Origin of the sequence: Burkholderia territorii (assembly GCF_001718335.1) — a bacterium.
GTDB classification, from domain to species: domain Bacteria; phylum Pseudomonadota; class Gammaproteobacteria; order Burkholderiales; family Burkholderiaceae; genus Burkholderia; species Burkholderia territorii.
Genome location: NZ_CP013365.1, coordinates 350,761 through 362,563, shown reverse-complemented (window position 1 = coordinate 362,563; position 11,803 = coordinate 350,761). Strand labels below are relative to the sequence as shown.

At 68.0% G+C, this 11,803-nt stretch carries 12 protein-coding genes; 8 read left to right on the top strand and 4 right to left on the bottom strand.

The genetic code is table 11. The annotated features are described in order from the left end of the window. Positions 1-34: 34 nt before the first annotated feature. On the bottom strand, positions 35-1,234 hold the full coding sequence (locus WS51_RS01725; RefSeq protein WP_081053929.1) for an acyl-CoA dehydrogenase family protein: 1,200 nt from the start codon (positions 1,232-1,234) through the stop codon (positions 35-37). Between the two features lie 44 nt (positions 1,235-1,278). Then, positions 1,279-2,613, bottom strand: coding sequence for an MFS transporter (locus WS51_RS01720; RefSeq protein WP_059542891.1), 1,335 nt, complete (start codon positions 2,611-2,613; stop codon positions 1,279-1,281). A gap of 323 nt (positions 2,614-2,936) precedes the next feature. On the opposite strand from WS51_RS01720, the gene WS51_RS01715 reads away from it, so the two are divergent. From WS51_RS01715 to WS51_RS01705, 3 genes are all read left to right on the top strand, one after another. Then, on the top strand, positions 2,937-4,220 hold the full coding sequence (locus WS51_RS01715; protein ID WP_069228490.1) for an aromatic ring-hydroxylating oxygenase subunit alpha: 1,284 nt from the start codon (positions 2,937-2,939) through the stop codon (positions 4,218-4,220). Further along, the gene (locus WS51_RS01710; RefSeq protein ID WP_069228489.1) at positions 4,217-4,720 is read left to right on the top strand and encodes an aromatic-ring-hydroxylating dioxygenase subunit beta; all 504 of its coding nucleotides are present in this window, start codon (positions 4,217-4,219) and stop codon (positions 4,718-4,720) included. The genes WS51_RS01715 and WS51_RS01710 overlap by 4 nt, the downstream gene beginning before the upstream one ends. A 65-nt stretch (positions 4,721-4,785) precedes the next feature. Continuing rightward, on the top strand, positions 4,786-5,172 hold the full coding sequence (locus WS51_RS01705) for a 2-hydroxymuconate tautomerase family protein (protein ID WP_059945268.1): 387 nt from the start codon (positions 4,786-4,788) through the stop codon (positions 5,170-5,172). Positions 5,173-5,216: 44 nt separating this feature from the next. Here WS51_RS01705 and WS51_RS01700 read toward each other — a convergent pair whose 3' ends face one another. Next, positions 5,217-6,770, bottom strand: a complete 1,554-nt coding sequence (locus tag WS51_RS01700; RefSeq protein ID WP_059542896.1) for a PAS domain-containing sensor histidine kinase — start codon at positions 6,768-6,770, stop codon at positions 5,217-5,219. Positions 6,771-6,906: 136 nt separating this feature from the next. Here WS51_RS01700 and WS51_RS01695 point away from each other — a divergent pair, with 136 nt between their 5' ends. The 5 genes from WS51_RS01695 to WS51_RS01675 are packed head-to-tail and all read left to right on the top strand — an operon-like array spanning position 6,907 to position 11,021. Next, positions 6,907-8,100, top strand: coding sequence for an acyl-CoA dehydrogenase family protein (locus WS51_RS01695; RefSeq protein WP_069228488.1), 1,194 nt, complete (start codon positions 6,907-6,909; stop codon positions 8,098-8,100). A gap of 53 nt (positions 8,101-8,153) precedes the next feature. Beyond that, the gene (locus WS51_RS01690) at positions 8,154-8,531 is read left to right on the top strand and encodes a hypothetical protein (RefSeq protein WP_059452081.1); all 378 of its coding nucleotides are present in this window, start codon (positions 8,154-8,156) and stop codon (positions 8,529-8,531) included. A gap of 8 nt (positions 8,532-8,539) precedes the next feature. Further along, positions 8,540-9,064 carry a nuclear transport factor 2 family protein gene (locus WS51_RS01685; RefSeq protein ID WP_069229101.1) on the top strand — a complete coding sequence of 175 codons (525 nt, stop codon included), beginning with the start codon at positions 8,540-8,542 and terminating at the stop codon, positions 9,062-9,064. Between the two features lie 32 nt (positions 9,065-9,096). After that, on the top strand, positions 9,097-10,221 hold the full coding sequence (locus WS51_RS01680) for an amidase (RefSeq protein WP_059804356.1): 1,125 nt from the start codon (positions 9,097-9,099) through the stop codon (positions 10,219-10,221). Positions 10,222-10,277: 56 nt separating this feature from the next. Continuing rightward, positions 10,278-11,021, top strand: coding sequence for an SDR family NAD(P)-dependent oxidoreductase (locus WS51_RS01675; RefSeq protein WP_059452079.1), 744 nt, complete (start codon positions 10,278-10,280; stop codon positions 11,019-11,021). Positions 11,022-11,122: 101 nt separating this feature from the next. Here WS51_RS01675 and WS51_RS01670 read toward each other — a convergent pair whose 3' ends face one another. Next, positions 11,123-11,755: a response regulator transcription factor gene (locus tag WS51_RS01670; protein ID WP_059452078.1), complete on the bottom strand. Its 633-nt coding sequence runs from the start codon at positions 11,753-11,755 to the stop codon at positions 11,123-11,125. Positions 11,756-11,803 lie beyond the last annotated feature (48 nt).

Here is an 11,803-nt window from a genome sequence, read left to right as displayed (position 1 = left end):
CTCCTGCTGCGAAAAAGAGCGGCACCCGTTCCGGTCACGGATACGGCGTGACAGGCGTGATGCCCGCAAACATGGCACCGGACCCGTCGTACGTCGCGTCGCCGAGAAACGCATGCTGCGTGACCACCATCGAGTCGCGCGCCAGCTGCTGCAGACGATTGTCCCGATAGATCGCGGCCGTGCCCGCCAGTTGGTACGCGCGCATCACGACGTTCGCGCACACCTGGGCGGCATGCGTCGCACTCAAGCGCAGCAGGTTCGCCTGCTGCGGCGACACCGGCCGGCCGGCGCTCAGCGACGCCCATGCCGCTTCCGCCGTCTCGTAGAAGAATGCCCGCGCACTGCGCCATTCGGCTTCGGCCTTCGCGAGCCCCTCGCGGTAGTACGGACGATCGGCGAGACGCGGCGCACCCGTCGTGGTTCTGGTCGCGCCCGACATCGCGGTAAGCAGGTCGAGCGCCGCACGCGCGAGGCCGACGTTGACGGCCGCATGAACCTGCGCCTGGTACGCCACGGCCGGATAGCGATACAGCGGCTCGTCGACGGTCGGCTCGCCGCCGCGCACGAACGTCCATGCATCGGCAACGAAACGGTCGTTCAGCGCAAGATCGTGACTGCCCGTGCCCTGCATGCCGACCACGCACCAGTTATCGACAATCTCGACCTGATTGGCGGGGAACACCGCCGTGAACGGCTTGCCCGGCGTACCGCCGTCAGCCGGCGCACCGCCGATGCCGACGCCGATCCAGTCGGCACCCTTGCAGCCGCTCGCGAAGCGCCAGCGTCCCGTCACGCGATAGCCGCCGGGCACGCGTGTGGCGGGCTGCAGCGGATACAGCCCGCCTGCGAACACCTGGTCCGGTCCGTCCGCATAGATCGTGCGCTGCGTGTCGAGCGGCAACGCGGCGAGGTACGTATTGGCCGAGCCGAATGCGGCGACCCATGCGGCCGAGCCGTCCGCGATCGCGATCTTTTCGAGCATCGCGAGGAAGGCGTGCGGCGGCAGCGCGTCACCGCCGAAACGTGCCGGCGTACCGGCGCGGAAGATACCCGCGCGCTTCATCAGCGCGATCACGTCGCGCGGTACGTGCGACAACCGATCGAATTCGTCGCGCCTGCGTTCGATCTCCTGGATCACCGTCTCGAGCGCCAGTGGTGAAAGGTCCTCGGATTCCTGGCGGGCGTCGGCGTATGTGCCGGCCACGACGGCGCGAATGGCGGAATTGGCTTGCATGGTGGAGTCCTGTGTCTGGATTGGAACGGGAATGGCCGGTGCGATTAGCGCGATCGCACCGCGTCGCGTACGGCCTTCGGATGCGTTTCGGGTGCGATCCACGTCGCGACGATCGTCAACGCGCCAAGAATCACGAGATAGATGACGATCGGCGTCGCGCTGCGGTAGTGCGCGAGCAGCGCGGTCGCGATCATCGGCGACAGCCCGCCACCGAGCACCGACGCGATCTCGCGGCCGATGCCGAGCCCCGAGAAGCGCAGATGGACGGGCAGCAGTTCGCTGATGAACGCGGGCTGCGCACCCTCGAGGATGCCGATGGCAATGCTGTTCGCGAGAATCAGCGCGACGATGACATGCCAGAACCGGCCGGATTCCAGCAGCATGAAATAGGGATACGCAATCAGCACGACGACGACTGCGCCGAGCAGGTAGACGGGCCTGCGGCCGACGCGGTCGGTCAGGCGGCCTGCGAACAGCGTCACCGGAATCATCAGCAGCATCGAAATCACGAGCCCGCTCAGCAGCCACGATGCGTTCAGGCCGATGAACTTGCCGTATGCAAGCGAGAACGCAAAAAACAGGTACGACACCGCACCTTCGCCAAAACGCAGACCGAACACGGTCAATACCTGCCGCGGGCATTCGCGCAACACGTCGACGAGCGGGGTCGAGCTGGCCTTGCGCGCCGAGCTGGCCGTGGCGAATTCCGCGCTTTCGCCGATCGAGCGGCGCATCCACAGGCCGAACGCAACCAGTACGATGCTGGCAAGGAACGGGATGCGCCAGCCCCAGCGCTCGATATCGGCCGCGGGCAGTTGCTGCACGAGCAGGAAGGCCGCAGTCGACAGCACGAAGCCGAACGCCGCGCCGCACGGACTCCACGCGGCCAGCGCGCCGCGCTTGTCGGCCGGCGCATTCTCGTGAATCAGCAGGATGCTGCCGCTCCATTCGCCGCCGGCCGCCAGCCCTTGCAGCACGCGCAACAGCACTAGCACAATTGGCGCCGCGACCCCAATCTCGCGATAGGTCGGCAGCAGCCCCATCCCGACCGTTGCCGCCCCCATCGTCAACATCGTCAGCGTCATCACCGTCTTGCGGCCGTAGCGATCGCCGATGTGCCCGCACAGCAGACCGCCGATCGGCCGGGCGACGAAGCCGACCGTGAAGCCACCGAACGCCGCGATCGTGCCGGTCAGCGGATCGCTGCCCACGGGAAAGAACAGCTTGCCGAACAGCAATGCGGCGGCCGTACCATACAGAAAGAAGTCATACCATTCGAGTGCCTGGCCAAGTACGGCGGTCGTGACCGCGCGCCGGACCGAATTCGTGCCGCGGGAAACCGGCAACGCGCCCGCCGACAGGGGTGCTGGTGTATTCATGGGAAGCCGCAAGTAAGTTCAGTTGTCCTGCCTGTCGTACATCGGGCGACAGGTCCTCGATCGAATCCGTGTGCTGCGTCGAACCCACGATAAGAGCGGCGCCGGTCGCGGTCAAATTCCCGCCAAAAATGCCCCCCATGAATCGCATTCATGGTCGCGTCGCCGCGTGAAGCTGCCGACAAATTATCGATGCAACTTATCTTGCATGCCGTTTTAGATCAATTTGACCGATTTGGACGCGACGACGAAACTGGCCGTGTCATCCGCACGTGGTCCGCCTCAAAGCGGCCCCGGCCTTTCCTCGCGACTCTTTCCCCACGACGATGAACGACATTTCCTGCCAGACGATTGACACAAGCGCGTTGCACGGTCTCGCGCAGCCCGATCGCATTGCACCCGCGATGTATCACGACCCCGCACTGTTCGAGGCCGAGCTCGATCGCATCTTCTACCGCACCTGGATCTGGGTCGCGCACGAAAGCGAACTGCCGAACCCGGGCGACTTCATCACGACGACGATCGGCCGCCAGCCGGTGATCGTCGTGCGCGACAAGACCGGCGACATCAACGTGCTGCAGAACCGCTGCCGCCACCGCGGGGCGACCGTGTGCGAATCGCACAAGGGCAACGCGAAAGGCTTCACGTGCCCGTATCACAGCTGGTCGTACGCGCTCGACGGCACGCTGCGCGCGCTGCCGTACGGCGACGGCTACGAAGGCGTATGCGAGAAAGGCGACCTGCCGCTCGTGAAACTGCTCGTCGGCGTGTACCAAGGGCTGATCTTCGCGAGCTTCAACGACGACATCGAATCGCTCGAGGATTTCCTCGGCGGCGCGAAGCCCTGGATCGACCTGTTCATGAAGCAGGGCGCCGGCTACCCGATCAAGGCGAACGGCGAGCACAAGTTCAGGTTCAAGGGCAACTGGAAGATTCAGCTCGAAAACACGACGGACCTCTATCACTTCCCGGTCGTGCACAAGTCGTGGATGAAGTCGATCGACGACGAGACGGCCGCTGCGATCACGAGCTTCATGACGAGCGAGGACGCGTTCTGCCGTGCGCTCGGCAACGGCCACAGCCTCGCGGTGCTGATGCCGGAGCTGATCGATCTCGACGACGACGACGGCGCGCCGCTGCCCGAACGCTTCGCGCCGCTCGCCGCGAAACTCGCCGAGCGCCACGCGCCCGAAGAAGTGCGCCGCATCGTGCGCTCGCTGATGGGCGTCGGCTTCAACCTGAACCTGTTCCCGAACCTCGCGCTGTCGATGGCGTTCTTCCGCGTGCTGCGGCCGATCTCCGCGACCGAGACGGAGATCCGCCACGTTGCGCTCGCGATGGACGGCGGCCCGGAAGAAGCGAACCGCGAGCGGCTGCGCATTCACGAGCACTTCCAGGGCCCGTTCGGCTTCGGCAGCCCCGACGATGCGGAAGCGTGGGAGCGTGTGCAGCGCGGCGCGTACGCCGGGCCCGACGTGCCGATCCTCGTGAACCGAGGGCTGAACCGCGAGACGATCGCCGCGAACGGCGAAAAAACCGCGCATGCGACCGACGAGACCGGGATGCGCGAGGCCTATCGCCAATGGCGCAACATGATGGAGCAACAGTGATGGACGACCGCAATGCCCTCCTTTCCGAGCAGACCTTCGCCCGCGCGGTCGAATTCGTGTGGCGCGAAGCCGAGATGCTCGACCGCCGAAACTATCGCGCATGGCTCGATCTGTGGGATCCGGCCGGTCATTACGTAGTGCCGATCGATCCCGACACGACCGACTTCGCGGCGACGCTCAACTACGTATTCGACGACCACGACATGCGCGAAAAGCGCGTGCAGCGAATGGTGTCCGGTTACTCCGCGTCGGCGACGGATGCCGCGCGCACGGTGCGCACCGTGTCGCGCTTCACGCTGGAAAGCGGCAGTGCCGGCACCGTCGAGCTGAAATCGGCGCAGGTCGTCGTCGCGTACAAGCGCGGCACCGTGACGCTGTTCGCGGCCGACGTCACGCACAAGCTGCACGTCGATGCGGACGGGGAAATGCGGATCGCGGAGAAGGTCGTGCGGCTGATCGACTCGACCGAAGCGCTCAGCGCGATCGGCTTCCTGCTGTAAGCGGCAACCGGCTCGCCGTCGCGAACGCAACGGTGAGCCGGTGACCTTCACCTTTCCCGACGACCATGCCCACACTCGAAGTTTTCTTGCCGGCCGGCCATGACGACGCACGCAAGGCCGACCTGATCACCCGGCTCAGCACTGCGACCGTCGACGCGATTGGCGCACCGCTCGAATCGGTGCGCGTGCTGCTTACCGAATTGCCCGCGACGCATATCGGCCTCGGCGGCCGCACCGCAGCCGATGGCGCGCCGCCGTCGCTGCCGGTGATCGTCGCGATCCTGATCGCCGGCCGCACCGACGAGCAAAAACGCGCGCTGATCGCGGCGCTGTCCGACGCCGCCGCGAACGTGCTCGATGCGCCGTTGCAAGCGACACGCGTGATCGTCAAGGACATCCCGAACACCGACTTCGGAATCGGCGGCCGCACCGCCCGGGCGTTGGGACGCTGATCATGCGCCGCGCGCCGCTGCCATGCCGTGACGCACCGCAGCCGCTACGCCGGCACGTCGGCAAGCGGCAGCGTCACGCGGCAGTCGAGCCCGCCGCCTTCGGCCGGGCTCGCCACGATCCTGCCGCCGTGGCGCGTGACGATGCTCTTGCACAGCGACAGGCCGATCCCGTTGCCGCCTGCCTTCGACGACGAGAAGCCGTCGAACAGCCGATCGTGCGCGCCTTCGGCGATCCCGGGCCCGTTGTCGATCGCACGCAACTCGGCGTGGCCGTCAACCTTCGCGGTGCCGAGCACGAGCGTGCGCGGCGTGCGCGTGCAGCCGGCAAACGCCTCGATCGCGTTGAACGCGAGATTCAGGATCACCTGCCCGATCAGCACGCGCTCGCACCGGATCGGCAGCGGCGCGTCGGCCTGCACGATCGCGACCGCCACGTCCGCTTCCTTCGCCCGCAGCTCGATGAAGTACGCGACGTCCGCGAGGATCTCGCGCAGGTCGGCAGACGCGACGACAGGCTCGCGCTTCACGATGAATTCGCGCACGCTCTTGATGATCAGCGCCGCATGCTCGGCCTGGCGATCGGCGCTGCGCAGGCCCCAGATCGCGTCGTCGACGGCACCGCGCGCGTTCAGGCGCTGCACCGCGCCCTCGATGAAGTTGCGCACGGCCGCGAGCGGCTGGCTCAGTTCGTGCGCGATCACGGTCGCCATCTCGCCCATCGCGTTGTAGCGGCCCGCGTATTCGAGCATGCGCGCCTCCGCACGCCGCGCGTCCTCGATCGCGACTTCGTCGCTCACGTCGCGAAACTGCACCAGCATTCCGTCGAGATCGCCTTCGATCTCGACCTGCCGGCACAGGATCCGCAGCCAGCATGGCGAGCCGTCGCGTCGCACGATGCGGTAGCGCTGCGGCGCGCTCGGGCATGCCGACGGCGCATCGCGCAGTTGCGCGACGAGCCGGTCGCGATCTGCATCGGCGAAGTAGCCGAGCACGTCGCCGAGCGGTTCGCCGGGCGCGAGCCCGAGCACGCGCCGGCCCGACTCGCTGATGAACTGTACGCCGCCATCGCGTGTCACCACCGCGATGCCTTCGTCGAGGTCCTGCATGAACTCGCGCAGCCGCGCCTCGTAGCGGCGCAGTTGCCGGCGAACCGCCTCTTCCGCGCTGATGTCGCGGAACTGCACCATCACGACGTCGCGTCCGCGCAGCGGCACGTACGTCGCGGTCGCCTCGGACAGCATGTCGACGCCAGTGCGCGACCGATAGCACCATTCGTACACCTGCGGGCCGTCGACCAACGCGCGATCCCATGCGCTCACCGCGATCTCGCGCCGGTATTTCGGCTCGGGACGCGTCATGTCCGGCGCCTTCAGCGGCAGCAATTCCTCGACGGAAAAGCCGAGCGCGATGCACGCGGCACGATTCGCCCACACGATCGCGCGGGTCTGCGCGTCGTGGAGCAGCACGCAGGTCGTCAGCGCGTCGAGCAGCCGGTGGAAGTCATCTTCGTCGGGGAAACTCATGATCGGATTCGTATGAAGGCGCACGGCGTCGCGCAGCCGGACGACCAACATAGCACCGCGATGCGCGGCCCGCATCTGAAGATTTCTTTAGGCCTGCACGGAGCGACACCAGTCGCGCGGCCCTACGCCCCAATTGCTGCGTGTTTTCGGCGTTTCTAGACTCGTTGCATCCAGTTGCCCGCGCAATCGAACCCTACCCCAGGAGACCGCCATGCCCCACGCCGCCCTCGCCCTCGACGCCGCGTCCACTTCGCCGAATGCGCTCCGCGAAGCGGCCGCGCGCGTGTCGCCGCTCGACGTGGTGATCGAGACCGTCGTCGCGCGCCGCGACGAGTTCGACCGACTGTCGCACGTACCGCGCGACGTGATCGCGCTGTTCAAGGCGGCCGGCATCTATCGCGCGGGCACGCCGCGCCGCTTCGGCGGAGACGCGCTCGCGCCGACCGCTTTCCTCGACATGATCGAGCGGATCGCGACCGCCGACGGGTCGGCCGCGTGGGTCGCGAGCTTCGGCTCGGCAAACGTCTACCTGGCCGCGCTGCCGCTCGACACGCAGGCCGAGCTGTACGCGAGCGGCCCCGACCAGGTATTCGCCGGCGGCCTGTTCCCGGTGCAGCCGGCGCAGGCGGCGCCGGGCGGCTGGCGCGTGAACGGCACATGGAAATTCGCGAGCGGCTGCAAGGGCGCCGACTGGCTCGGTGTCGGCATCGCGCCCCCCGGCGTGCAGGGCGCCGCGCCGAACAAGCCGCGCACGGCCGTGTTCCGCGCCGCCGATGTCGAGATCGTCGAGAACTGGAGCGTGGTCGGGATGCAGGGCACCGGCAGCCACGACCTGCGCGTGAACGACCGCATCGTGCCCGAGGCGTGGACCTTCGTGCGTGGCGGCGAGGCGACCGTCGACGAGCCCCTGTACCGCTATCCGACCGTCGCGTATGCGGCGCAGGTGCTGGCCGTGGTCAACCTCGGGCTGGCGCGCGCGGCGCTCGACGTCGTGAACCGGATGTCGGGCGGACGCCAGACGACCACCGGCGCGCCGCGTCTCGCCGATCGTGCGTATTTCCGCATCGAACTCGCAAAAGCCGAGGCGCAGCTGCGCTCGGCGCGCGCGTTCTTCTACGACGCCACCGACGCCGTCTGGCAATCGATCCTCGCCGGGAACCCGGTAACGGCCGAACAGGTCAGCCTGCTCCGGCTCGCCGCGACGCACATCGCCCGCGAAGGTGCGAGCGTCGTCGAGCGCGCGTACCGGCTCGGCGGCACGGCCGCGATCTATCGTACGCATCCGCTGCAGCGTCTGCTGCGCGACGCGATGGTCGTCACGCAGCACGCGTTTCTCGGCGAAGGCAACTTCGACGGCGCGGGCGCGGTGTTCACCGGCGTCACGCCGTTCCCCGGTTATCTGTGATCCGCGTCGACCCGCTTCGATCCCGCTCAACGCATTCTTCAGGAGAACCTCCGATGTCCGAAACCAATCCGTTGCCGCTGCGCGTGCTGTTCTGCTGCGGCGTGTCGCAGAACTTCTTCGACCTGCCACGCGAGAAGATCGGCGAAGTGTGGCAAGCGTACGGCGCGATGCTCGCCGCGATCGAAGCCATGCCCGGCGTACGCGTGCTCGGCGTGATGGATGACGACCGCCTCGTCGTCGGCCAGGCCGACGGCGCGCCGTGGACGTTCTACATCATGGCCGACGTCGCCGACTTCGACACGACGGTCGCCGTGTGCAACCTGTATCGCACGACGCCCGTCGGCGAATACAACCTGTGGCGCTACGGCAAGATCGAGGCGCGCGTCGGCCGTGCGCTGACCGTGCCCCCGGCCGCGAAGCCCGCAGCGTGACGCAGATCATGACCGGCCCCGATTCGACACGCACGATCGAAGCGCTCGCGCAGCGCGTCGCGACGCTCGACGCCGAACGCGCGGTGCGCGCGACGATCACGCGCTACATGGCGCTGTGCGACGTGCCCGAGGACGCGGGCGACGGCCCGGCGCTCGCCGCGCTGTTCACGGGCGACGCGGTATGGGAAGGCATCGGCCCGCAATACGCGCGCAAGTTCGGCCGACTCGAAGGCACCGACGCGATCGTCGCGATGCTGCGCCGCTATCTGCCGCCCGAGCCGCATTTCGCGGCGAACCTGCATTTCCTGACGTCGGAGTCGATCGATGTCGACGTCGGCCACGCAACCGCGCGCGGCCGCTGGATCATGCTGCAGGCGTCGCGCTATGCGGACGGCACGGCCGAGCTGATCGCCGCGCGACTGACGATCGACTTCACGCGTGCCGACGACGGCTCGACGTGGCTGATCCGCCATTTCCGCACCGAACGCGTGCTCGACGGCCCATGGCCGCTCGCTGCCGCGCCACGGCTCTGAACCCTATCACGCGCTCGTACGCCATCGCATCCATGACAGGCTTCATCGATACCTTCACGCTGGGCGGGCCCGGTCCGACGATCGCAATCAAGGACACGATCGACATCGCCGGCCATCCGACCCGTGCGGCGAGCCGCGCGCTCGCCGATACGCCGCCCGCCGAGCAGCACGCGGACGTCGTCCGTCTGCTGCTCGACGCCGGCTGGCAGATCGCCGGCAAGGCGAACATGCACGAGCTCGCGTTCGGCATGACCGGCATCAACGACTACACGGGCACGCCGGTCAACCCGCAGGATCCGACACGCATTCCGGGCGGCTCGTCGAGCGGCTCCGCATCGCTCGTCGGGCTCGGCGCGGTCGACGCCGCGCTCGGCACCGATACCGGCGGCTCGATTCGCGGGCCCGCCGCATGCTGCGGCGTGATCGGCATGAAGCCGACGTTCGGTCGCGTATCGCGGCGCGGTGTCGCGCCGGCCGTGACGACGCTCGACTGCGTCGGGCCGTTCGCGCGCGACGTGCGCACGCTCGCGGCCGTGATGGCCGCGATCGCGCCCGGTTTCGAACGCACCGGCGCCGCCGCGTCCGCGTCCGGCTGTACGATCGCGCGCGTGATCGTCGACGCCGATCCGGCGATCGTCGCCGCGCTCGACGCCGCGATCGGCGCATCGGGCCTGCGCGCACACGACGTCGTGCTCGATGAAATGTCCGACGCGTTCACCGCGGGGCTCGCGGTCATCAACGCGGAAACGTTCCGCGCGTTCGGCCATCTCGTCGAAACCGGGAAGCTCGGCGCGGATCTCGATGCGCGGCTGCGCATGGCAGCGACGACGACGCCGGCCGCGCTCGCGCAAGCCGAAGCGGTGCGTAGTCGCTTCACCGCGCAGGTCGACGCCGCGCTCGAACGCGCGGACGTGCTGGTGCTGCCGACGCTGCCCGCGCTGCCGATCACGCTCGCGCAGGCGCGCGACGGCGTATCGGTCATCGCGATGTCGTCGCTGATCCGCCCGTTCAACCTGAGCGGCCATCCGGCGCTCAGCCTGCCGCTGCCGCTCGCGGGTACGCCGCTGAAGGCCGCGCTGCAGATCGTCGGGCGCAACGGCGCGGACGAACAGGTGTGCGCGGTCGCCGCGCACTTCGAGGCGGCACTCGCCGCATGAACCACGATGCGCGCGCCGCTTCGGCAGCGCATCCGCGAACCAGGGAATCACGCACCATGTCAGACCGAGTCGTCCTCGTCACCGGCGCCGCGCGCGGGCTCGGCGCCGTCATTGCCGAACGCTTTCATGCGGCCGGCTATCGCGTCGCACTGGCCGACATCGCCGTCGATGCCATTCATGCACATGCGCGCGATCTCGATCCGGGCGGCGAACGCGCGATCGCGCTGCCGCTGGACGTCACGTCGAAGCGCGATTTCGAGGCCGCGCGCGATGCGCTCGTCGCACGCTGGGGCGCAATCGACGTGCTCGTGAACAACGCCGGTGCGTCGAAAGTCGTGCCCGCGATGGAGATCACGGCCGAGCAGTTCGACCACGTGATCGACGTGAACCTGCGCAGCGTGCTGTTCGGCTGCCAGGTGTTCGGCCAGTACTTCGCGACGCGCGGCGCGGGCCGCATCGTCAACATCGCATCGCTCGCCGGGCAGAACGGTGGCTCGGCGACGGGTGCGCACTATGCGGCCGCGAAAGGCGGCACGCTGACGCTGACCAAGGTGTTCGCGCGCGATCTCGCCGCGCAGGGCGTGACCGTCAACGCGATCTCGCCGGGACCGCTCGATTTGCCGATCGTCCATGAAAGCGTCGCGCCGGAGAAGCTGCGGCAAGTGCTCGCGAGCCTTCCCGGGGGCAAGCTCGGCTCCGCGAGCTTCGTCGCCGATGCGGCGGTGCTGCTCGCATCGGGCGACGCATATTTCGCGAACGGAGCGTGCTGGGACATCAACGGCGGGCTGTACATGCGTTGAATGGCGGCAGGCAACGACCACGCGCGCGCCGCCGGCGCCGCGCTGCGTGCCGGTGCGCGATGTGCGATGTGGCTCACATCCTTCGCCAGTCGCTCGCGCCACTAACGCAGCGGTTCGTCGCCGTCGCCCCACACGACCATCACGTCGCGCACGAGCGCCGCGATCGAGGTCGCGCCGAGTTTCTCCTTGATGCTCGCGCGATGCACGTCGACGGTCTTCACGCTGATCGACAGGTCCGACGCGATCTGTTTGCTGCCCTTTCCGTCGACGACGCCGCGCAGCACTTCCTTCTCGCGCGCGGTCAGCGCATCGAGCCTGTGGCGCAGCTCGCGGTGACGCTGGTCGACCGCGTGCCGCTGCTGCGCGAGCCGCAGCGCGCGTTGCACGCGCTCGAGCATCTGCTGCGAGTTGTACGGCTTCTCGACGAAATCGATCGCGCCATTCTGCAGCGCGCGCACCGACATCGGAATGTCGCCGTGTCCGCTGACGAAGATCACCGGCAACGTCGCGCCGCGCGCATTCAGTTCCGCCTGCACATCGAACCCGCTCTTCTCCGGCATCCGCACGTCGAGCACGAGGCACGCCGGCAGGTTCACGTCGAAGCGCCCGAGAAAATCGGCGGCATTCGCGAACCCTTCGGACGCGATGCCGACCGATTCGAGCAACCATGCGAGCGACGTGCGCATGCCGCTGTCATCGTCGACGATGTATACGATCGGATTGGGTGACGTCATCGGGGTGTCTCGCAAGATATCGGTATCGCACGCGCGGCATCCGGGGCC